Origin of the sequence: Chryseobacterium sp. SC28, from assembly GCF_003932955.1 — a bacterium.
In the GTDB taxonomy this organism is placed as follows: Bacteria; Bacteroidota; Bacteroidia; order Flavobacteriales; family Weeksellaceae; genus Epilithonimonas.
Genome location: NZ_QOVY01000004.1, coordinates 103,292 through 126,366 on the forward strand (window position 1 = coordinate 103,292; position 23,075 = coordinate 126,366).

Annotated in this window: 25 protein-coding genes; 22 read left to right on the forward strand and 3 right to left on the reverse strand. The window is 39.4% G+C overall.

Going from position 1 to position 23,075, the window contains the following annotated elements; translation table 11 throughout:
* Positions 1-145: 145 nt before the first annotated feature.
* From DTW91_RS04045 to DTW91_RS04125, 18 genes are all read left to right on the forward strand, one after another.
* Positions 146-1,453, forward strand: a complete 1,308-nt coding sequence (locus DTW91_RS04045) for a TolC family protein (protein ID WP_125202134.1) — start codon at positions 146-148, stop codon at positions 1,451-1,453.
* A gap of 128 nt (positions 1,454-1,581) precedes the next feature.
* On the forward strand, positions 1,582-2,670 hold the full coding sequence (locus DTW91_RS04050) for an efflux RND transporter periplasmic adaptor subunit (protein ID WP_125202135.1): 1,089 nt from the start codon (positions 1,582-1,584) through the stop codon (positions 2,668-2,670).
* A gap of 93 nt (positions 2,671-2,763) precedes the next feature.
* Complete coding sequence (locus tag DTW91_RS04055; RefSeq protein ID WP_125202136.1) at positions 2,764-5,994, forward strand: efflux RND transporter permease subunit; 3,231 nt, start codon at positions 2,764-2,766, stop codon at positions 5,992-5,994.
* A 28-nt stretch (positions 5,995-6,022) separates the two neighbouring features.
* Positions 6,023-6,322: a hypothetical protein gene (locus DTW91_RS04060; protein WP_125202137.1), complete on the forward strand. Its 300-nt coding sequence runs from the start codon at positions 6,023-6,025 to the stop codon at positions 6,320-6,322.
* A gap of 10 nt (positions 6,323-6,332) precedes the next feature.
* A complete protein-coding gene (locus tag DTW91_RS04065) occupies positions 6,333-6,539 on the forward strand; it encodes a DUF2892 domain-containing protein (RefSeq protein WP_125202138.1) in 207 nt (68 codons plus the stop codon).
* Positions 6,540-6,617: 78 nt separating this feature from the next.
* Positions 6,618-7,493 carry an AraC family transcriptional regulator gene (locus DTW91_RS04070; protein ID WP_125202139.1) on the forward strand — a complete coding sequence of 292 codons (876 nt, stop codon included), beginning with the start codon at positions 6,618-6,620 and terminating at the stop codon, positions 7,491-7,493.
* An 83-nt stretch (positions 7,494-7,576) separates the two neighbouring features.
* Positions 7,577-7,825 (forward strand): DUF4492 domain-containing protein, encoded by a 249-nt coding sequence (locus DTW91_RS13045; protein WP_125202140.1) that lies wholly within the window; start codon positions 7,577-7,579, stop codon positions 7,823-7,825.
* Positions 7,826-7,840: 15 nt separating this feature from the next.
* Positions 7,841-8,287 (forward strand): cytochrome ubiquinol oxidase subunit I, encoded by a 447-nt coding sequence (locus tag DTW91_RS04080; protein WP_125202141.1) that lies wholly within the window; start codon positions 7,841-7,843, stop codon positions 8,285-8,287.
* A gap of 139 nt (positions 8,288-8,426) precedes the next feature.
* Positions 8,427-8,771, forward strand: a complete 345-nt coding sequence (locus DTW91_RS04085) for a NifB/NifX family molybdenum-iron cluster-binding protein (protein WP_125202142.1) — start codon at positions 8,427-8,429, stop codon at positions 8,769-8,771.
* 80 nt (positions 8,772-8,851) lie between these two features.
* A complete protein-coding gene (locus DTW91_RS04090; protein ID WP_125202143.1) occupies positions 8,852-10,312 on the forward strand; it encodes an NAD(P)/FAD-dependent oxidoreductase in 1,461 nt (486 codons plus the stop codon).
* Between the two features lie 28 nt (positions 10,313-10,340).
* The gene (locus DTW91_RS12665; protein WP_185144736.1) at positions 10,341-10,493 is read left to right on the forward strand and encodes a hypothetical protein; all 153 of its coding nucleotides are present in this window, start codon (positions 10,341-10,343) and stop codon (positions 10,491-10,493) included.
* A gap of 204 nt (positions 10,494-10,697) precedes the next feature.
* The gene (locus DTW91_RS04095) at positions 10,698-11,498 is read left to right on the forward strand and encodes a sulfite exporter TauE/SafE family protein (RefSeq protein WP_125202185.1); all 801 of its coding nucleotides are present in this window, start codon (positions 10,698-10,700) and stop codon (positions 11,496-11,498) included.
* Between the two features lie 13 nt (positions 11,499-11,511).
* Complete coding sequence (locus tag DTW91_RS04100) at positions 11,512-12,129, forward strand: class I SAM-dependent methyltransferase (RefSeq protein ID WP_125202144.1); 618 nt, start codon at positions 11,512-11,514, stop codon at positions 12,127-12,129.
* 76 nt (positions 12,130-12,205) lie between these two features.
* Complete coding sequence (locus tag DTW91_RS04105; RefSeq protein WP_125202145.1) at positions 12,206-13,597, forward strand: MBL fold metallo-hydrolase; 1,392 nt, start codon at positions 12,206-12,208, stop codon at positions 13,595-13,597.
* An 11-nt stretch (positions 13,598-13,608) separates the two neighbouring features.
* Positions 13,609-13,842, forward strand: a complete 234-nt coding sequence (locus DTW91_RS04110) for a hypothetical protein (RefSeq protein WP_125202146.1) — start codon at positions 13,609-13,611, stop codon at positions 13,840-13,842.
* A 6-nt stretch (positions 13,843-13,848) separates the two neighbouring features.
* Positions 13,849-14,145 (forward strand): thioredoxin, encoded by a 297-nt coding sequence (gene trxA / locus DTW91_RS04115; RefSeq protein WP_125202147.1) that lies wholly within the window; start codon positions 13,849-13,851, stop codon positions 14,143-14,145.
* Positions 14,146-14,407: 262 nt separating this feature from the next.
* On the forward strand, positions 14,408-14,866 hold the full coding sequence (locus DTW91_RS04120; protein ID WP_125202148.1) for an Hsp20/alpha crystallin family protein: 459 nt from the start codon (positions 14,408-14,410) through the stop codon (positions 14,864-14,866).
* A gap of 60 nt (positions 14,867-14,926) precedes the next feature.
* Positions 14,927-16,105 carry a cation:proton antiporter gene (locus DTW91_RS04125; RefSeq protein WP_125202149.1) on the forward strand — a complete coding sequence of 393 codons (1,179 nt, stop codon included), beginning with the start codon at positions 14,927-14,929 and terminating at the stop codon, positions 16,103-16,105.
* A gap of 167 nt (positions 16,106-16,272) precedes the next feature.
* Here DTW91_RS04125 and DTW91_RS12670 read toward each other — a convergent pair whose 3' ends face one another.
* On the reverse strand, positions 16,273-16,539 hold the full coding sequence (locus DTW91_RS12670) for a hypothetical protein (RefSeq protein ID WP_125202150.1): 267 nt from the start codon (positions 16,537-16,539) through the stop codon (positions 16,273-16,275).
* 258 nt (positions 16,540-16,797) lie between these two features.
* Between DTW91_RS12670 and DTW91_RS04135 the strand changes: the two genes are divergently transcribed.
* From DTW91_RS04135 to DTW91_RS04150, 4 genes are read left to right on the forward strand one after another with little or no spacing between them, the layout of a single operon-like run.
* A complete protein-coding gene (locus DTW91_RS04135) occupies positions 16,798-17,346 on the forward strand; it encodes a TlpA family protein disulfide reductase (protein ID WP_185144737.1) in 549 nt (182 codons plus the stop codon).
* Positions 17,347-17,360: 14 nt separating this feature from the next.
* A complete protein-coding gene (locus DTW91_RS04140) occupies positions 17,361-17,963 on the forward strand; it encodes a TlpA family protein disulfide reductase (RefSeq protein ID WP_125202152.1) in 603 nt (200 codons plus the stop codon).
* 3 nt (positions 17,964-17,966) lie between these two features.
* Complete coding sequence (locus tag DTW91_RS04145) at positions 17,967-18,419, forward strand: DsrE family protein (RefSeq protein WP_125202153.1); 453 nt, start codon at positions 17,967-17,969, stop codon at positions 18,417-18,419.
* 13 nt (positions 18,420-18,432) lie between these two features.
* Positions 18,433-19,857, forward strand: coding sequence for a bifunctional metallophosphatase/5'-nucleotidase (locus tag DTW91_RS04150; RefSeq protein ID WP_125202154.1), 1,425 nt, complete (start codon positions 18,433-18,435; stop codon positions 19,855-19,857).
* 193 nt (positions 19,858-20,050) lie between these two features.
* On the opposite strand, the gene DTW91_RS04155 is transcribed toward DTW91_RS04150, so the two are convergent.
* Both DTW91_RS04155 and DTW91_RS04160 read right to left on the reverse strand, forming a co-directional pair.
* Positions 20,051-21,637, reverse strand: a complete 1,587-nt coding sequence (locus DTW91_RS04155) for a calcineurin-like phosphoesterase C-terminal domain-containing protein (protein WP_125202155.1) — start codon at positions 21,635-21,637, stop codon at positions 20,051-20,053.
* 14 nt (positions 21,638-21,651) lie between these two features.
* Positions 21,652-23,064 (reverse strand): SusD/RagB family nutrient-binding outer membrane lipoprotein, encoded by a 1,413-nt coding sequence (locus DTW91_RS04160; RefSeq protein ID WP_228412645.1) that lies wholly within the window; start codon positions 23,062-23,064, stop codon positions 21,652-21,654.
* Positions 23,065-23,075: the final 11 nt, after the last annotated feature.

Sequence of the window (23,075 nt, forward strand, 5' to 3'; positions counted from 1 at the left end):
TTACTAAGTGTAGCCGCCTTTCGGAGGTAGCTTTCTTATATAATTCTATCTATTGCCAAGTGTTTTTTGTAGCAAATCTTCTTATGTGATAAAGGTTACTGTACCATAGTTTTCGTCAATGTATTTTTGTCAAAAATTATAGATTATGCAGAAAGTCTGGGTATTTATTTTATCGGTGGCCGGATTTCAACACCTATTTTCCCAAGAAACCATCCGGATTTCAGCAGCCGAGATAGAACAGAAAATTCTGGACAACAATCTCCAAGTAAAATTGGCGCAAAAAGAAGCCGAAGTTGCCGATGCCGAACTGTTGGGAACAAGATCGATGTATCTTCCCAATGTCAGCGCTTCTTATACCTATTCCAGTACCAACAATCCTCTGTATGCCTTTGGTTCAAAGCTCAATCAGGAAAGGATTAGAATGATGGATTTCGATCCCAACAGTCTAAATTCTCCAAAAAGCATTTCCAATTTTGCCACCAAATTAGAAATCCAGCAGCCCATTATTAATATGGATGCAATCTATCAAAAAAAAGCAGGAGAAATAAAATCTGAAGTCCTAAAAATCAAAACCGAACGTACGAAAGAGTACGTGCGCTTCGAGCTCAAAAAAGCATATATGATGTTGCAGATGGCTTACAAAATGGTAGAAACCCTGGAAAATGCAGAGAAAACCACAATCGCCAACAAAAAAGTGGTGGATGGGTATTACAAAAACGGACTCATTCAGAAATCAGAGGTTTTATATATGGATGTACGTTTGAAAGAGATAGAAAATCAAATACAATATGCCCAATCCAACGTCAAAAATGCTTCCGATTACCTCTTTTTTTTGTTGGACGAGAATGATCGGAATAAAGTTCTGAAACCTACGGAATCTTTAGAATATCAAGAAAATATGGTAGAAAGTAATCCCGCTTTGAATATTAACAGAAAAGACTTGCAAGCCTACCAAAAATCTTTGCAAGCCTACGACTGGATGATCAAATCTTCCAGAGCCAAATTTCTGCCGAAACTCAATGCCTTCGGAAGTTTCGAGATCTACGACAACAAAATTGCACAGTTTGATGCCAACGGATATTTAGCAGGAATCCAGCTTTCTTGGAATCTCTTTGATGGCCTCAAAGCCAAAAGCGAACAGCAAAAATATAAATCAGAACTCAGCAAAGCCGAAACAGAAATACTACAATATCAGAAGCAGAGCCAGCTGGAACTTCAGAAAACCGCCCGGCAGGCGCAAGATGCCGAGAATAAAGTGACCCTTACGAAACTCGCTTTCGAGCAAAGCCAAGAAGCCTATCGGATCCGTAAGAATCGCTACGACCAAGGTTTGGAAAAGTCGGCGGATCTGCTGACTTCCGAAACCCAAATGTCACAAAAAGAGTTAGAACATATCCAAGCCATTTTCGATTATAATACGACTATAGAATATTATAAATTTTTAAGAAACTAATCATTTAATAGACAATCGAACAGTATCTTCCGTAGTCCATCCTGCAGCTGATAGTCTCCTGCCCGATCAGCCTTGTTGGGGTTTGCTATAAAATAGTCAAGGTTTATAAAAAAATAATACCATCCCTTATGAAAACATACATCTACTCTACGCTTTTATGGTCTGCCACATTGTTCAGCAGTTGCTCTTCAGACGATAAAACATCTGTCCAAAATACCGATTCACCCATTTTGGTGCAGCTCAGCAAGTCATCAACGAATTCCTCAGGCGCATCAGCCACCGTTAGTGGAAAATTGGTTGCCAGAAACTCTGTGAATGTTTCTACAAAAATGATGGGCTACATCACATCAATGAAAGCAGAGGTGGGCCAAAACGTTACAGCGGGACAAGCCTTGGTACACATCAACTCTACCGATATTCAAGCAAAGGGAGGGCAAGCCAATGCGCAGATTTTGCAAGCCCAGGCGAATTTCAACAGTGCTAAAAAAGATTATGAAAGATTTCAGAATTTATACAAAAATCAAAGCGCATCCCAAAAAGAATTAGACGATATGAGAGCGCGCTACGAAATAGCTCTGGCAGGTCTGCAAGCAGCGCAGCAGATGAAAAATGAAGTCAACTCTCAATATAAATATACCAACATTACTGCTCCGATTTCCGGTACAATTACTGCGAAATTTGCAGAGCAAGGCGATATGGCAAGTCCGGGAAGTCCACTTTTGACGATAGAATCTTCCGGAGCTTTGCAGGCGCAGGTTTTGGTTTCCGAAGAGAACATTACCCTTATTCACCAAGGAATGCAGGTGCTGGTGACCTTGAAATCTATTAATAAAACCATTTCCGGAATGGTTTCGGAAATCAGCAAATCAGCTGCAAATACCGGCGGACAATATTTGGTAAAAATCAATATTGCAGCCTCGAGGGACTTGCTACCGGGGATGTTCGTCAATGTGCAGTTCCCTTTCAAAAACTCGGGGAAGAAGAATCAAGATTTTCAGGAAATGATAATAATTCCGAAATCTGCTTTGGTGGAAAAAGGTCAACTAACGGGTGTGTACGTCGTGAGTTCTCAAAATACCGCCGTTCTACGATGGATAAAAATCGGAAAAATCTTGGGAGATCAGGCAGAAGTCATTTCAGGTTTGAACTCAAAAGAACCGTACATCGTCTCTGCTAACGGAAAATTGTATAATGGAGCAAAAATTCAAATTAAATAATGTAACAATTTACCAATGCAGCAATTACTGATTTACGAACAAAGTTTGTAATTGTTACATTGATACATTTTCACATTAAAAAAATATTTTTTTATGGAAAAAGGGTTCGCAGGGCGTATCGCCGAGTTTTTCATCAATTCAAAACTGACCATTTTGCTGATGGTTGCTTTAATGATTATCGGGGTGTACAGTTCGACATTAATACCAAGAGAAGAGGAGCCGCAGATCATTGTACCAATGGCAGATGTGATGGTGGGCTATCCGGGAGCTTCCCCAAAAGAAGTGGAAAATCGCGTGGTAAAACCTTTGGAAAAAATTATTTCTAATATCAAAGGTGTAGAACACATCCACTCGACCGCGATGAACGGGAAAGCAATGATCGTTGTGCAGTTCTATGTAGGAGAAGATACAGAACGTTCCTATGTGAAGTTGTATGACGAATTGATAAAAAATAAAAATATCTTCCCAAAAGGAGTTTACGAACCGATCGTGAAAACGCGATCCATAGACGATGTTCCGATACTTGGGCTAACGCTGTGGAGCGAAAAATACAACGATTATGAACTTCGGCAGATGGGCGAGGAATTGTCTTCCGAAATCAAAAAAATAAAAGACGTTTCTCTGACCAATGTGATTGGCGGAAGAAACCGACAATTGAAAATCATTGTTGATAAAGACAAAATGGCCGAGTTGAACGTGGATGCGCTTTCGGTAATGCAAATGATTCGGGCGAATAATGCAAGTTCACAATCCGGAAGTTTTGATTCCAATGATGAAGAATATCTCTTGACGACGGGCCAATTTCTAAATTCGTCGGAGGATGTGGAAAATCTCGTGATAGGAACGTCGCAGAATATGCCCGTGTATCTAAAACAAGTTGCCAAAATAGAAGACGGAGCGGCTTCTCCTGCCAACTACGTCAGTTTCGGATACGGAAACGCTTTAGAAAGCGGAAAAAAATTTAAATCGGAGTATCCTGCCGTCACGCTTTCGGTTTCCAAAGTAAAAGGAGCCGATGCGATGAAAATTTCGGAACAGATTCTGGCCAAAGTTCAGGAACTCAAAAAGAATTTAATTCCAGAAGATGTTCACGTAGAAGTCACCAGAAACTATGGCGAAACTGCATCACACAAAGTTTCGGAATTACTGATGCATTTGGGAGTTGCAATTTTGGCAGTTACTTTTCTTGTCATGGCAGCCATGGGGTGGCGGGGCGGATTGGTTGTGTTTTTCTCCGTTCCGCTTACGTTTGCATTAACACTCTTCAGCTACTATATGTTGGGTTATACGTTAAACAGGATCACGCTATTTGCTCTTGTCTTCGTGGTAGGAATTGTGGTGGATGACAGCATTATCATTGCAGAAAATATGCACAGGCATTTTCATCTCAAGAAATTACCCTTCAAGCAAGCAGCAATTTATGCCATCAATGAAGTCGGGAATCCAACTATTTTAGCCACTTTTACAGTTATAGCTGCGATTTTGCCAATGGCCTTCGTTTCCGGAATGATGGGGCCATATATGTCGCCAATGCCGATTGGAGCTTCGATCGCGATGTTGCTTTCTTTGTTTGTGGCTTTGACGATAACACCATATTTGGCTTTTCATTTATTAAAAGTAAAAGAAAAAGAAGAGCATAAAGAGGAAGAAGGCTTGGAAACAGGAAGAATCTATAGGATTTATAAAAGAATAGAACAACCGCTGCTCGACAACAAATCCAAAAGATGGACGATGATGGGCGTTACCTTTGTGCTATTATTAATTTCGGTGTTGGCATTTTTTACGAAATGGATCGCCGTGAAAATGCTCCCTTTTGATAATAAAAACGAAATCCAACTGGTGATTGATATGCCGGAAGGAAGCACTCTGGAAAGAACAGCCGCTGCTACGAAAGACATTGCGCAATACCTGAAAACAGTTCCGGAAGTGGTGAATTACCAGAACTATGTAGGTTCTTCTGCACCGATGACCTTTAATGGTTTGGTACGCCACTATGATATGAGAGGTGCCAGCAATACCGCAGACATCCAGGTAAATCTTTTGCACAAAGAAGATCGTAGTGATCAGAGTCACGATGTTGCCAAAAAAATACGACCCTCCATTCAGAAAATTGCGGCAAAATACGGTGCCAATGTAAAAGTTGTGGAAGTGCCTCCGGGACCTCCGGTTTTATCGACCATCGTTGCAGAAGTGTACGGTCCCGATTATGATGAGCAGATAAAAGTGGCCAAAAAAGTGGAAGAAATCCTGCAGAAAACGGAAGATGTAGTGGATGTCGATTGGATGGTTGAAGCACCACAAACGGAGTTCAAACTCATTCCGGACAAAGAAAAAGCAATGCTGAACGGTGTTGCACCGCAGCAGATTGTTGGTAATCTCACTTATTTGATGGGCGAACATTCTATAGGAAATTTGTACGATGAAAGATCAAACGATGCCGTAGATATCGTAATGACGCTCAACGACGGAGACAAATCTACCATTCAAGACGTTACCAATCTCAAGGTAAAAGGGCAAAGTGGAATGGTTCCCGTGAGCGATCTGGTAAAAGTAGAACGCGATACATTGCAAAAATCCATTTATAGAAAAGACCAGAAAAGAGTGGTTTATGTATTGGCCGATATGGCTGGCGACCTGGAAAGCCCGGTTTATGCGATTTTGGGAATGGAAGATAAGCTGAAAAAAATACAGCTTCCGAAAGGATATTCGCTGAACGAACTGTACATGAAACAACCAGAAAATGATGACAATTATACCGTGAAATGGGACGGAGAATGGCAGATTACCTTGGAGGTATTCCGGGATTTGGGAACTGCGTTTGCCGTTGTGATAATAATTATTTATATGCTGATTGTAGGGTGGTTCCAGAATTTCAAAACACCAATTGTGATGATGATTGCCATTCCGCTTTCGCTCATTGGAATTGTTTTGGGACACTGGCTTCTTGGTGCATTTTTTACCGCAACTTCATTTATCGGGATGATTGCTTTGGCGGGTGTAATGGTCAGGAATTCGGTCTTACTGATTGACTTTATAGAAATTCGATTAAACGAGGGCATTCCTCTTAAGCAATCCATCATAGAAGCGGGAGCGGTGCGAACGATGCCAATTCTATTGACCACAGGGGCGGTAGTCATCGGAGCGGTGATCATTCTTTTCGATCCGATTTTTCAGGGATTGGCTATTTCCTTAGTGTTTGGCGCCATCGTTTCCACCGTTCTTACCCTAATAGTCGTTCCGTTGATGTACTACATTACAGAAAGGAAGAAATGGGAAGATAAAAAAGAGGCTGAAAACAAAGCATCTGAAGACCGAAAATTTTGAATGTAAAGTTTTAAAAAATACAGAACAAATGAAACTATTATTAATAACAGCAGTAGAGGAATTCGAAAAAGACGTGAAAACCATTTTGAAACATTCCGGCGTGAAAGCCTTTTCCTATCAATCCGTAAAAGGATACAAAAACAATGGAGACGAGTTAGAAAACTGGTTTCCTAAAGATTACGTGTCAATTGATTCTTTACTATTTACGGTATTTGTAATAGATGACATTGTGGACGAAATATACAAAAGTGTAGAGGATTTTAATTCCAAACAAGAAATAGTTTCGCAAGTTCATATCGCAATAATAAGTTTAGAAAAATCAATTTAATAACAAAAATATGCAAACAAGAATCGTACACGCAGTTGCAGGAATTTTAATTCTCTGCAGTCTCTTATTAGGAATCAAAGTCAATGAAAACTGGTTTTGGCTGACCGGATTTGTAGGCCTCAATCTGTTACAAAGTTCATTTACCAACTGGTGTTTAATGTATTCTATACTTCAGAAATTAGGAGTTAAGGACGAGGGAAGAACTTGTTCCAGATAAGATTGGTTTAGAGTCATTTACCCTTTCATTATATTTGTGGAAGGGTTTTTTATTTTCATATTCCATTTCCATAAAACGATGAGCATTCCTATCATCAAATCCTGCGATATTCCGGAAAGAGAAAATCACAAAGAATCCTTCGTGATCCACGATCTCAGCCAGCTTTGGGACGAAGACTTGTACATCCCGAAGATTCCACACAAACATTCATTTTTTCAGATTTTGTATGTGAATAGTGGTAGCGGAATTCATTACATCGATTTTCAGGAATGGGAAATAGCAGATAATACGATTTTCTTTCTTAGCCCCGCTCAGGTGCACGACATAAGATTTACCTCCGGAAGTCCAAAAGGCATAATGATCAATTTCCGCGCAGAATTCTTCAACGATTTTCTTTCGCAAAAGGATTTTATCACATCGCTTCCCCTATTCCGCAAAAACGGCAAATCCTGTTTCAGAAAAGTGGAAGCTTGTAAAAATGAGATAGAATCAGCTTTCTCTAAGATATCTGATCTCGCCACATCAAAATCAATCTATTCAAAATCAATGATCCAGACCCTTATTCTTGAGGTTCTGCTGATGATTTCTCTTAAGACCGAAGATGAAAATCCAGAAAAAGAAAGCCTCAACAACAATTATCTTTTTGTAAAATTTGAGAAACTTCTGGAGAATCACTTTATGGAAGCCCATTATCCAAAATTTTATGCAGATCATCTTTCCGTTACGCCCAATTATCTCAATACAGTTTGCAAAAAGATAAGCGGAAAAACAGTCGGAGAGATCATTAGAAACAGAATTGTTCTAGAAGCCAAACGTTTTTTAGTCAATTCCGAATATACCATTTCCCAAATCGCTTACGAATTGTATTTTGAAGACAATTCGTATTTCACCAAGTTCTTTAAATCCCATTCGGGCGTTACACCAGCAGAGTTTAGAAAATCGATTAATAGATAAAAATTACCATTTTTACCTGTTTTTCTGCCACAGTTTAGAAAGCATTTGCGGGTACTTTTGCTTTATAAAATACTCTTGCAATTATGACAGTTCATTCGGTATTCAGATTATTATTATATCCATTTCAGGAACTTATTAAGCTTTACCAATATGGCTTTAGTATTATGTCCAAAGAAAGCCGTACGCTCTGGGTGATCGCAGCTCTTAAGCTCTTGATAATGTTCGGTATTCTAAAAATATTTTTTTTTAAAGACTTTTTAAAAACAGAATTTGAAAACGACCAGCAAAGAATGGAATATCTTCGGAAAAATTTTACAGAAATCAAAAAATAGAAAAATTACAATATTATGAACCATATAGACTGGGAACTTGTCAATTGGTCCAGAGCACAATTTGCTCTTACCGCAATGTATCACTGGATGTTTGTTCCGCTTACATTGGGAACAACATTTATGATTGCCATTATGGAAACCATATATGTGAAAACACAAGACGAAAAGTGGAAAGAGATTACCAAATTCTGGATGAAGTTATTCGGAATCAACTTTACCATTTGGATGCTTTTGATATCAGTAGGATTCAATAATACAGCATGTTATCCGTCAACTTATGACCTGCAAAGTTCTCTCACGATTTCCAATGCCTCCTCCAGCGAGTTTACTTTAAGAACGATGAGCTACGTATCGCTTATGATTCCCTTTGTGGTGGGCTACATTGCAATGGTTTGGCGCAAAATTGATTCTCGAAAAATTTCTTCATCCGAGTTCGAAAACTCTGAAAATCACACCTATTAATTCTTATTCAAAAAAAATAAAGCAATGCAAATAAAAGAAATACTCCAAATCATTACACTTCCTATAATGATTTACCTTTCCTACAAACTCATTTTTTGGTTGTTTCAAAAACTGGAAAATGAAGAAAAACTGAAGTGATATGACAAAAATTATAATTCCAACCAATGATCGGGAAACAATTGCCATTCACATAGGTAGGTGCCTTGAGCTTGCAATTTATACATTAGATAAAAGAAATATAATTGCCTTGGAGTTTGCGAAACGCAATCATTCTCAACCTGATCGCAAAGGCGCCACAAAGAAATCTGGTGTGGACTGCGGACATCAGGAATTAATCAGACTTTTTGCCGACGCAGATCAAATCATGTATTATGCAATGGGCAAAAACCTCAAGAAATTATTAGATCAAAACAGCCTGCCTTACCAAAAGGTGAACTCCCTGTATTTGACTGAAATTATAAAACAATTTGCAAAAGAAATATAGATTACCAAAATATACATGCCGTATGTGATGAACGTCACAGTGTACTGATTTCTAAGGTGATAATTTTAAAAAAAATTATTATGTCAAAAATAGTGATCTTGGGCGCAGGGATAGCTGGTCATACTGCTGCGGCTCATTTGAGAAGAAAACTCGGTAAAGAGCACGAAGTTCTGGTAGTTTCGCCCAACAGCAATTACCAATGGGTTCCCTCCAATATTTGGGTGGGGGTCGGAAGAATGCAGACAAAAGAAGTCGTATTTCCCTTGAAGCCTTTATACAAAAAAAAAGGAATTGGCTACAAACAGGCAAAAGCGCTAAGTTTCTATCCAGAAGGTGACCAAGAGGCAAGCAAGCCCTACATTGTGGCAGAATATGTGGCCGGAGAAAACATAGGACAGCAGGAAAAAATCACCTATGACTACCTTATCAACGCTACCGGTCCCAGACTGGCTTTTGACCAGACAGAAGGGCTAAACCCGGGAGAAAATGAGATGTACTCCGTTTGTACATACGGACACGCCGAGCACGCTGCGCAAGGCTTGAAAGAGCTAGAGAAAAAAATCAAAAAAACAAGTAAGAAACTCAAAGTGCTCATCGGTACAGGGCATCCCAAAGCTACTTGCCAGGGTGCTGCGTTTGAATATATTTTGAATGTCGAAAACGAACTCCGCAGAAAAGGGCTGCGTGACAATGTCGAAATTACGTGGATTTCCAACGAATATGAATTGGGAGATTTCGGGATGGACGGGATGTTGCTCGCATATAAAGGAATACGGATGAAATCTTCGGAAATGGTGGAAATGGTTTTTGAAGACCGTGGAATCAAATGGATTACCCGAGCAGGTGTTTATAAGGTAGAACCAGGGAAAGTGCATTACGAAACTTTGGAGGGAAATTATAAAACGGAAGATTACGATTTCGCAATGCTGATCCCTGCTTTTGCCGGTCATCCGTTCAAGGCTTTTGGTAAAAATGGCGAAGACATCACTTCAAAGCTTTTCAGAGGATTTATGATCGTAGATGCAGATTATACCGAAAAACCTTATGAAGAATGGAAAGTACAGGACTGGCCAGAAACCTACACAAATCCAAGTTTCCCCAATATTTTTGCACCTGGTATTGCATTTGCACCACCGCATTCGATATCCAAACCTCATATCAGCAAAAACGGTAATCCAATTTTTCCGGCGCCTCCAAGAACAGGAATGCCTTCGGGAATTACGGCAAAGCTAGTGGCGGATAATATCATCGAACAAATTAAAAATGGTCAGAATCCGCATATTCATAAAGGTTCTTTGGGAAATATGGGTGCGGCTTGCATAGCTTCGGCCGGTTTCGGTTTGACGAAAGGTTCGGCAGTAAGTATAACTACTTGTCCTATTGTGCCCGATTATGTAAAATATTCGAAAACTGGAGGACGAGACATTCATAAAACATTTGGAGAGATAGGATTGGCAGGACATTGGGTAAAATATGCGCTGCATATCGGGTTTATCTGGAAAGCCAAAATGAAGCCATTTTGGTGGCTGATTCCTGAATAACATATCAACAAAAAAATAATAAAAAATAATGTCTGAAAGAATATCCAAATACGAAAAATTTAAAATGCATAATCCCTTCCTGCAGTTTTTTAAATTTATTTTTCTTAATATCAAAATTATGAATGTGGTTGCCAAAGGACACGGCGGAACAAGAGATGATGAATATCTAAATAAAAAGTAATTAGTTGCTCTCAGAAATATTATTAACTTACTGATTATTAGTATTTAATGACTATATTTTTTGTTTTTGTTTTGCGTTTTCTGTATCTTAAAACTAAAAATGCCTACAAAACTGTTAGCAAAAACATAGAAAAACGATCAGTATATATCACTGACTATTTTGTATCCACCGATTATAATTTTGTCTTTTGAAAAATATGACCCAATGTTAGCAGGATACATTTTAGCTCTTTTAGTAGGGATTTCCCTCGGATTGATAGGGAGTGGAGGGTCTATCCTTACCGTTCCTATTATGGTTTATATTTTGAATATTGACCCCGTTTTAGCAACTGGCTATTCTTTATTTGTTGTTGGGGTAACTTCTTTTGCTGGAGGAATCAGAAGTTTTTATAACCAAGGCTTACAGTTTAAAGCAATTTTACTTTTCGGAATCCCTTCCGTTGTTACCGTTTACCTCACTAGAGCACTTATTGTTCCAGTTATCCCAGAAATTATTCTGAAAACAGGAAATTTTCAACTTACCAAATCTATTTTTTTGATGATACTTTTTGCCGTAGTAATGGTGGCTGCGTCGGTATCAATGATACGCCCTAGTAAAGACGGCAAAGAAAATATAGACAGTCCCAAAGCAGAGCACAATCACATAATGATACTTCTAACAGGGGCACTGGTCGGCATTATAACAGGTCTGGTAGGAGCAGGAGGCGGATTTCTTATTATTCCCGCTCTGGTTTTTTTCGCAAAGATGCCGATGAAGAAAGCTGTGGCAACATCGTTGTTTATCATTACCATCAATTCCCTGATCGGCTTCACAGGATTTCTTAAAAGCGAACATTCCGCAATAGACTGGAATATGCTTATTAAATTTACCGCAATGTCTATCATCGGGATTTTTATCGGGATCTTTTTCTCATCTAAATTATCAGCCAAAAAACTGAAAACCTTTTTCGGATGGTTCGTTTTAGTAATGGGAATGTATATCCTTGCAAAAGAATTAATTTTATAAAAACCCTCAAATAATGCCTCAAAAAGATTTTTGGAACGATCGATATAGCCAAAACGATTATATTTACGGGACCGCCCCCAATGAATATCTGAAAGAAAAATTGCAAGTAGTAAAACCTGGCAAAATACTTTTCCCGGCAGAAGGAGAAGGCAGGAATACGGTTTATGCAGCCACACAAGGATGGAAGGTGGAAGCATTTGACCAGGCCGAAGCAGGAAAGAAAAAAGCACTTGCACTAGCTCGAAAAAACCATACCCAAATTTCCTATACCATCGCAGATGCAGAACATATAAAATATCCAGATCATTCTTTTGATGCTTTGGCACTTATATTTGTCCATTTTCCCCCAAATCTGAGAAGAAAATTTCATCAGACCCTATCAGCATTTCTTAAGCCCGGTGGCATTCTTATTTTAGAAGGTTTTTCCAAACTTCAAGTAGAATATCAAAAATCCAACCCGCAATCTGGAGGACCGCAGAATGCCGAAATGCTATATTCTCTTGAAGAATTGATGAAGGATTTCGAAAACTTCGACTTCCAAGAAGCCGTTGTCAAAACCATCACACTCAATGAAGGAAATCAACACAAAGGTCAAGCTTCTGTCGTGAGGATTTTTGCCGTTAAAAGGTAAATTTGTACTATGTGACCAAGATTACGTAAAAATTAAGAAATAGATTATAATTTTGTACATTATAAAAAATTAATTTATGTATTTTCATCATATTTATGATAAGACCCTTGCGCAGGCCAGCTACTTGATCGGCTGCCAAGCAAAAGGCGAAGCCATCGTGATCGATGCCAAAAGGGATATCGATACCTACCTTCAGATCGCCAATGAAAATAATCTAAAAATTACGCACATCGCCGAAACCCATATTCACGCCGATTTCTTGGCTGGCTCGCGCGAGCTCGCCGCTGTTACGGGTGCAAAAATGTATCTTTCGGACGAAGGTGGCGCAGATTGGCAATATCAATTCCCACACATCGGATTGAAAAATGGCGATGTGATAACCGTCGGAAATCTAACGCTGAAAGTCATTCACACGCCCGGACACACGCCCGAGAGCATCAGCTTCTTGCTGACCGATCATCCTGCAACGGATGCTCCGGTGATGATTTTTACAGGAGATTTTGTCTTCGTGGGAGACATCGGACGACCAGATTTGCTGGAAAAAGCAGCCGGAATCGTTGGTACGCAGGAAAAAGGAGCTCGAGAAATGTTCCATTCCGTTAAGAATTTCAGTAAGTTACAAGATTATATTCAAGTTTGGCCGGGTCACGGCGCAGGGTCGGCCTGTGGGAAATCTCTGGGAGCAGTTCCCAATTCGACGGTGGGTTACGAAAAAATCAGAAACTGGGCTTTTCAGTACGAAGATGATGAGGAAGGTTTTGTAGAATACCTGTTGGATGGGCAACCAGAACCGCCGAAATATTTCGCGATGATGAAGCAGCTCAATAAAGTGGAAAGACCATTGTTGCCAGACGTTCCAAAACATCAAAAACTGTCGAAGGACGAGTTTTTGAAGGCTTACAACAGCGGCGTTAAAGTAATAGACACAAGAAATAAAGTGGACTTCGCGAAGGGTTTCATCCCGAATAGCATCAATATTCAGGGCAATAATTCGTTTTCCACTTGGATGGGTTGGCTGGTAGATTATTCGGAGCCGTTTATTCTGGTTGCCGAGGACGATCAAATGGAAGATCTTACACGCAAATTGATGAGAATCGGGATGGATCAAATGATGGGCTACATCGACGCTGTCGAAAATCTCGGATTGGATTTGGAAACAGCCGATGTCATCGATATCGAAGAATTCAAAACCTATCTGGACAGAGAAGATATTCAGATAGTCGATGTACGCAATCAATCCGAATATAAAGCTGCCCATATTGAAAATGCCAAAAATGTTTTCGTGGGAACCATAGAAGATAACCTTGATAAAATCTCCCGCGAGGGGCAAGTCGTAATCCATTGCCAAAGCGGCGACAGAGCAGCGATTGCCTATTCTTTGTTGAAGAAAAACGGTTTTGAGAATGTCAAGAATTATTCTGGCGGAATGAAGGAATGGCTGGAAAAAGGAAATTTTGTCACGCAATAAATTTAAAATAAATGATACAAAATATTTTGAAAAACTGGAACTTGATGCGGATTTTGCGTTTGGCAATGGGAATTCTCCTTGTCGTGGAGGCCGCGAGATCCGGGATGTGGCTCTTAGTTGCGGTTGGAGCGATTTTTGTTGCAATGCCTGTACTGAATATCGGCTGTTGCGCCAGCGGAAATTGCGCGGTTCAGCCAAAAAAATTCAGAGCTGATGAGGAAACCGAATATCAAGAATTAAAATAAAAAGAGATGAACAAATTCAAGGAAATAATCAGCCAAGATAAACCCGTCTTGGTAGATTTCTTTGCCGAATGGTGCGGTCCTTGCAAGGTGCAGGCTCCTATCCTGAAGGATCTGAAAAAGAAAGTGGGCGATGCTGCCAATATTATCAAAATCGACGTCGATAAAAATCAGGCTGTGGCCTCGCAGTTCGGGATTCGCAACATCCCGACCTTGATGATTTTTAAAAACGGCGAAGTCAAGTGGAAGCAGTCCGGAGTTGTCCAGGCAGATGAATTGGAAAGATTAATCAATCAAAACCGCTGAGAGAAAAGCGGTATTTTTTGTGGTTTATATTTTAGCCGAGTCGTCATTTTCCCAAGATTTTTTTAATAAAAAATTCCAAGCTTGTATGGAGCTAAAAGAATGACAATTTTTCATCTGAAAAAGGAAGTAAAAATGACAATTTTGGGACAAAATTTCAGTGTGTTTAAGTCAAATTTTCGCATTCTGGGAGTGGTATATCTTTTGTTGATTGGGAATATGAGAACTTTAAAAAATATTGTTTAACCTTTAAATTAGTTTTGTTATGACAACAATCGTTAAAAGAAACAATGGTAGCTTGCTCCCTACCAGCCCACGCGCACTATTCGACGATTTTTTCACTCGCGATCTATTTAATTGGGGCAATAGCAATTTTTCTGCTTCTCGTACAACGCTTCCATCCGTAAACATCAAAGAGAAAGATGATGTCTTCGAAGTAGAAGTAGCTGCACCAGGTATGCAGAAAGAAGATTTCAAGATTACGCTTGACCGAGGTGTTCTTACCATTTCGTCTGAAAAAGAGGAAAGAGAGGAAGAAAAAAATGAAAACTACACTCAAAGAGAATTCAGCTATCAATCTTTCCAACGAAGCTTCACTTTGGAGACCGAGGTGGTGGACGATGAGCACATCGAAGCTAAATACGAAAATGGCGTTTTAAGACTTATCATTCCTAAAAAAGAGGGAGCCAAAATGCAATCGCCGAGACTAATTGAAATTAAATAATTTTGCAAAAAGGTTTTCCTGAAATATGGAAAACCTTTTTTTTAATTGTTTTGCCGAGGTATGAATGAGTTGCTGTGGTCTATCTGTGTGCTGTCTCTCACGATATTGATTTTAGGCTTTATACTGAAACATTTTAGCCAGCCCTATTTGATTGCTTACATTGTAGCAGGCGTTTTGCTGGGCCCCGATTTGATCGGGATATTCTCGGATACCAAGGAGATAGAACTGGTTGGGGAGCTGGGCATACTTCTCCTGATGTTTTTCTTGGGGTTGGAAATCAATATTCCCAATAAACGCTATCTTATTATCAAACCGCTCATTGCCCAAAGCATGAAAGTCTTGCTGGGCTTTGCTTTCGCATTCTTGATAGGATTCTATTTGAACCTCGATTTTAAAAGTATTACTTTAATAGCTATCCTTTTCTTTTTCAACAGCACCGCCGTAGTGACGGAGTTTCTAAAAAAGTACCAGATTTTTAATACCGCGTTTGGGAGCACTATCTTCAATATACTGCTTCTGCAGGATGTCCTTTTGGCACCCGTGCTGACACTTCTGAATATTTGGGGCGGCGGCAAACCCTTCAGCGTTGCCCAGATTATTCTTCCGCTGGTGGGCTGCATCGCCATCATCTTGCTTTTCAAAACCATAAGGAATGTGCAGGAAATCAGACTTCCGAGGTTTCTCAATAAGATAGCCGACGATCACGACCTTCAGCTTTTCACCGGGCTGCTGATATGTTTGGGTTTTGGATTGCTGGCAGATGCCGTTGGTCTCAGCAGTGCCTTGGGCAGTTTTATCGCCGGCGTCCTTGTCGGAAGACTTCGAGGATTCGCTTGGCTGGAGCATACGCTGTCTTCTTTTAAGGTTTTCTTTGTCGCCCTATTCTTTGTCTCCATCGGCTTGCGCTTGGATCTGTCCTATTTTCTGAGCCATTCAGAAATCATCTTGGCAGGTACTTTTTTTGTTTTGATAAGCAACAGTCTGATATCTGCTCTTGTTTTCCGCTTTTTGAAATTCGGCAAAAAAAACAGTTGGTATGGTGGCGCATTGTTGTCTCAGACGGGAGAATTCGGGATTCTCGCTTTAGCCATTGCGTACAAAGATCACATCATCGAGTACGAACTGTACAAAGCCGGCCTTGCCATTACCTGTCTTACCCTTCTGCTCTCCACGATATGGATTGCGGTGCTCAAAAAACTTTTGGAAAAACCATTACCATTACAACTTATCGGAAAATGATAATTAGTTTTGTTTGATTCGATTTATAAAATGAAAAAATGTTTATAATAAAATTATGAGAATATTTTTGACAGGCGAATTAAAATCTCGTATTTTTGTTGTGAATGAATTATCAAAAACTACATAATATGTATAAATTAAAGGGCATCATCGGCGTGTTCTTCATTTTATGTATTTTGATTTCTTCCTGTGCTGTGAAGTATGGCATCAAAAACATATTCGATGTGCAGCCAACTTCCGCCGCCAGTCATTCGCCCGTTGCCAAGGACAAATTCATCACCTCCAGTTCTTCCCCTCAATGTATTTTCTGTAAGGAAAAAGAGATGATTGCCAAAAGCGACACCCCATTTTCTGTCTCGGATTTTGGCGAGTTCGCTGCCGTTACTTTTATTCTTTTTCTTGGCGCTTTTCTTTCTGTCAACATTAGGAAACATCCCCAATACAGTTCTTCCAAAATAGGAAATTCTGTTCCCATTTTTATACGATACCGCAAACTTATCATTTGATTTAAAATTTCTTGGGTCTTTTATTTTTAAGAGACTCCGATGGTTTTAAAATTTTTATTAATCCTTAGCGGAAGGATTCTGCCAGTGTTTTATCAAAAAAATGATAATAAAATTTTCATCAGCCTATTTCCTTGGATTGATGACCGCAATCTGCATCATAATACCTCAACCAAAAAATATAAAATAATGAACCCGATTATAATTACTAAAAGAAGCATATGTCTGCTTTCAATAATGCTGTTTTCTTTGAATGCCAATGCAAGGCAACCTCATCAGGAAAGTGAAAACCAATCAAATGTTAAAAAATTAATACCGAACGATGACGACATCATCTTAATTGATGAAAACGGGAAAAAAATCCACCTTAGCGACCTGAAAGGGAAAGTGGTAATCGTGAATATGTGGGCCACCTGGTGCCAACCTTGCGTGGAGGAAATGCCGGCCATCAACAGACTCAAAAAAAAGTTCGAAGGAAATGACAATATTGTATTTGTCCTTCTGAATGTAGAAGCCGATATGGAAAAGGGCAAGAAATTTATGAAAGACAAAAATTATGATCTCCCGGTTTATGTCGCAGCAGACAAGATTCCCTCAAAGTACTTTCAAGGAGCAATTCCCACGACTTTAATTTTCAACAAAAAAGGCGAGCTGGAAGTACAAGCGCAAGGTGCAAGAGATTTTGACCGCCCCGAGATTTATAAAGCATTGAAAACTTTAACAGAACAAGCAATTTAAAACTATAAAAAGAAATGGAAAAATTAAAAATATGGCTCCGAAAAAACTGGAGCACTACACTTCTGGTAGCGATTTTCGCAGTACTGCTGGTGAATCCCGATGCCAAAGCTTGGCTGATGCGCCAGTTGGCTTCTACAGGCCTCTTCAACTCAAATATCGAAGAGAAAACAACAGAACCACCGCAAGCAGAAGAGACCACGACTGTTTTACCAAATTTAAGCGTTGCAGACGACAAGGGAAACATCATCAACACGTCTGAACTGAAGGGCAAAGTGGTATTCATCAATTTTTGGGCCTCGTGGTGTCCGCCGTGTCGCGCCGAGTTCCCCTCGATTCAGACTTTTTACGACAAATATAAGGATCAAAAAGATTTGATTTTCCTGGGTGTCAACTTAGATGATGATGCGTCTGCAGGCAAGATGTATCTGGAGAAAGAAAAGTTCAGCATTCCTTTTGTTCTTCCCAATGGCAACATTCCTAATGAATTTTTCAGCGGCTCGCTCCCGACCACCGTGGTTTTGGACAAAGCCGGAAAAATCCGAATGCACCACGCCGGAATGGCAGATTACAGCAAGGAATCGTTCTATGAAGAGATTAATCAATTATTAAAAGAATAAATAATGAAACTTCTATTTAAAATCATCACACTATCGACACTTTTGATCGGCGCCAGCACTTTCGGGCAAAAAACAACGCTGCACTATGAGCCCGCGAAAGCTGTCGAAAAGCAATACAAAGCATTATACGTCATCGATGAAGCGCAAGATGAAAAAATCAAAATGACCATTCGCAATATCAATAATGCCTTGGAAGACCCGAGACTGAAAGGTAAACTGAAAGTCGAGCTGCTGGCCTTTGGCGCCGGTGTCGAAATGTACAAAAAGACCAATCCTTACGAGAAACTTTTGTCCGGATTAATAGATAAAGGCGTCGTGATGGTGCAATGCGAAAATACGTTGTGGGAAAGGAAAATCAACAAATCGGAACTCTTTGATTTTGTGAATTATACGCCAAGCGGAAACGGCGAAATCATCTTGAGAGAATATGAACATTGGGCCGTTGTCAAACCTTAAAAACAAACCAAAAATGAAATTATCGATCGCTTTTATCAACGATGTTCACGGGTATCTGGAGCCGCATCCCGAGCTTTTTTACGACAATCAAAAAGAATATATCGCCCAAGCGGGAGGCTACGCCCGAATTAAATCCATTTTTCAAAAAATCAAATCCGAAAATCCAAATAGCTTGTTTTTCGACGGCGGCGACACCTTCCACGGCATGCTTCCGGTGGTAAAGTCAAAAGGCGAGGTGCTTATTCCCATTCTTAATGCATTGGAGTTAAGCGCAATGGTCGGCCATTGGGATTTTGCCTACACGCCAAAGCACCTTCTGGAGTTGGGAAGCCGGCTCCATTATCCCATTTTGGGCTGCAATGTCTATGATGAGAACGGAAAACCTTTTCTATCGCCTTATCAAATCTTAGAAATTGAGCAAATTAAAATAGGCATCATTGGTATTTGTTGCAATATTATCGACAAAACAATGCCTGAAAAATTCAGTGAAGGCATCACCGTGACTGATGGTATCGAAGAAACTCGGAAATGCGTGGCCGAACTACAGGAAAAAAGCGTCGGACTCATCATTCTTTTGTCCCATAATGGCTTTCCGCAGGACGTAGAATTACTAAAAAATGTTTCCGGAATCGATGTCTGCCTCAGTGCGCATACGCACAACCGGATGTACGAAGCGGCAGAAGTAAACGGAACTGTGATTATACAATGCGGCTGCCACGGCTCTTTCGTGGGACATTTGCAACTGCAAGTGGAAAATGATGCGGTCCAAAATTACAGTTATGAATTGATTACCGCAGATGATTCCTTTGCAGAAGAAGCAACTTTGAAGGCTCTGGTGGCCGATGTTCTCTCACCTTACGAAGAAATGAAAGAGAAAATAGTAGGCACTTCCGAGCAGATATTGCACCGGTACTCCGGCTTGTCTTCCTCGATGGACGATTTTCTGCTGACTGCGGTGAATTTTGCCACGGCGACTGAAATTTCCTTTTCCAACGGTTGGCGATATGGCGCACCGATAGACAAAGGAAATGTGACGCTTTGGAATTTGTACCAAATGGTGCCTATGAACCCGCCTATTACCACAACAGAGCTTAGCGGTCACGAGATTTTCGAAATGCTGGAGGAAAATTTGGAACGCACGTTTTCCGCCGAACCAATGCACCAAATGGGTGGCTACGTGAAGCGTTGCAGTGGACTTCGCATTCTAATGAGAATAGAAAATCCGCCCGGATTCCGGATTCAGGAAATCTATTTTCAAAATCAGCTTTTAGAAAAAGACAGAAGTTACAAAGTTGCCTTTCTTACAGAGCAGGGCGTGCCAAAAAAATATGGCAAAAACAGAACTGAAACCGCTATTACGGCTGTCGATGCAATGCTGCTTTATCTGGAAGCGCACCCAAAAATCGAAAAAGCACCGGCTTCTTTTCTTCTGGTTTAGATGGTATCTACCTACTCTGGTATGGAGAAGTCATTAATTATAAATACTTGAAAAAACTGCCATTGGAATTCCAAAAACAGTTTATATAATGAATAAGTGGTAAAAAATCCTGACTCAAATCACCATACCAGAATAGAAATCATACAGACTTTTGTGTGTTGTCTGGCTTTTCTTTTGTTCGGGATTGAGATGTCTACTGAATAGTTTTAGCCTCTTTTACTTCAAAGGTAGATTTTGCAGTATGTATTTTTCCATAACGGTCTTTTGCTTTTACCTCAACTGCGTGTTTCCCTAAATCTAAATTTCTTGAGAATGGCGCTGTCCAAATATGCTTTGAGTTTTCAGGATTATTAGGCCTCCTTCCCACAAGTAATTCTTTGGTAGTGTCCCATTTCAAAACGCTATCAGTAAACTCAGGATCTATAGATTCTGTATAATTCATTTTTTTCCATTCGCCGCTGTCTATTCTGTATTCTAGTTCATCGTTCTGGCTTCCCATGAAAAAATTGGCCACAATTCTTGCGGAATTTTTAGATTTAAAGGGAATTACTTTGGGTACCCATAGATTAATTTGATAATCTTCTGGCTTGCCAGCAACTTTATAATTAATTTCATAATCATTGTCTTTAAAATTGATGAAAGAATATCCCCTATATGTACCATCTCTCATGACGGATTTTGGAACCCCTATTTCATCTGCGGTACCCGAATACCAATCTCCAGAAGTAGTGCCGGCATTAAATTCGTGAATAAGCTTCATACCATCCCAGCCTTCTTTTTTGCCGTAGAAAAACTGGCTTTGCTTATGGGTATGAGCAGACATCATTAAAATATTTTTGAATGGTTTTAAAATTTGAAACAGTCTTTGTCTGTCATCCATTCTAAAATGCTCATCATTTGGGTTTTCTGGCGTTAATTGGATATGAAAGGAAAAAACAACCAGTTGATTTGGATTTACATTTTTAAGGTCATTTTCCACAAAATCTAACTGTTCTTTTCTGAAACCTCCCCAATAACTTTTTCCATCTCTGGGATCTGGATATAGAATATCATCTAAAATAATAAAATGCACATTTCCATAATTGAAGGCATAATTGTTAGGTCCAAAGTTAGCTTCGAATGTTTCGTCCGAAAGTTTATCATCTTTGGCTTCGTAATTCATATCGTGGTTTCCCATCACATTATACCATGGCAATTCCAATTCTTTGATGGCATTGATGTAAACTGGATGTAAACTTAGATCGTCCCCTACTAAATCTCCTAAACTAATACCGAAAACAGCATTTTTTTTATTGTGTTTTACTTCATTTATGATGCCACGCTGGAAATAATCCATTTCTTTCATATCATAAGGTTGAGGATCGCCAAACACTAAAATTTGAAAATTTTTGTCTTCATTTTGTGGATACAGCGCAAAGTTAATTTCTTTTGGAAGTTCACCCGTGGGTTTTAGTCCGGCATATTTAAAATCTTTAGGAGCACCATTTGGTTTATAATTATAGAAAAACTGCGGTAGCTGCGCAGCGCTTTTCGGCGTCATATATTGGGAAGGCTTTATCACGAAAATGATATTATCATCTTTCACGGGCAGCGTATATTTTCCTTTTGCATCTGTTTGCACCACTTCTACTCCGTTAGATACTGAAACCTGAGCTATTCCTTTTTCTTTTTTGTCTTTAATTCCATTATTATTATTGTCTTCAAAAACAAAACCAGTTGCGGTTTGCTGAGCAAAAGAAAAACTTGATAATAGGCCAAATATTAAAAGTTGTTTTTTCATTTAAATAAATTTAGTTATTGATTCCACCAGTTAATTACATTGATATTGTCTCCACCCATTGATTGTACTGCTGCTTGATAGTTTTCAGCGTTTAAAATTTTTGGTTGTGTGGGATACATTAATCTTTGAGGCATTTTACCATCATTTAGTAAGCCTCCATTGTTTGGCAATACAGGAAATCCGGTTCTTCTTTGTTCATACCATTGTTGCTGATCTACAAAGAAAAGCGCGACATATTTCTGAAGCATTATTCTTTGCAAAGTGCCGTTATAAGCAACATTTGCATTGGAGAAGTAATTGGCCGGGACGGTAGAATTCCATTGTTCTATAGCAGCTTTCACTCCGTTTTCGTAATAAGACTGTGCATTGCCATTTATAATTCCTCTAAAAGCTAATTCTGAGAGGATAAATTGTAACTCCGCATAAGGTAAAATCAAAATTTTCAAGGGTGCCTTGGCCAAATTTTGATTCATATTTGATGGCTGATAGGTAAAAGTTGTTCCTGGTGCATATCCTACGGGAACACCCTTGTAACCAATATTTTGATTATTGCTCAAATTTTTTGCTTGCGAAAAAAAGAGAGATTGTCTTGGATCATTATTGGCTTTCAGAGTTTCTACAAAGAATTCGCCTGCGGCTCTACCAGTTGTAAAATCCTGTGGTCTGGCGATAGGTGTCAAAAGAGGTGCTACTCCTGAGATGCTCAGAACTGCACCTTCAGCATTGCTCTGAAAAATGGGATAAACCGTAGGATTGTTTACGATCTCTTGAATTCTGGAATATACATCTACTTCTCCATTTTTTTTCAGAATTCTCGTTAATAATCTTAGTGAAAGAGTATTGCAAAATTTCTTCCAATTCAGAACTCCATTTGCATCATTATGGGCATTGTAAAACAAATCTTGGTCTGATAGTGGAGAATTGGTTACAAATAATGAGTTGGCAGTTTTTAAATCATTTAAAAGTTTTATGTAAATATCTTTTTGCTTATCGAACTTTGGCTGGGTAATACCTTCTTCTATTCTAGATGCTTCGGAAAAAGGAATGTCTCCGTAGGTATCGGTTAAATTGGCATACATCCAAGCATTCATTACCAAAGCAATCGCTTGGTAATTTTTGTTATCTTGCTGCACTGCCAAATCGTACATTTGCTTTACCTGCTTCAGCCATTTGTATGATGTATTCCAATAAGAATTCCCTGTACTTTCGGTAATGTAATATCGGCTTATATTATTGCCTTCACTCGGAAAATCTGCCGAAACTTGCATAATATCAAATGTGAAATCATTGGCTCTCATATAGGCATTGGCACCCATATTATACTGTGCCGGCGCAAGTAAACTACCCGGCGTAGGTTCTATAATTTTACTGGTATCTGTATTAATTTCTTCAAAGGTTCTATCACACGAAGAAATAACAAGAAACATTACCAATGAAT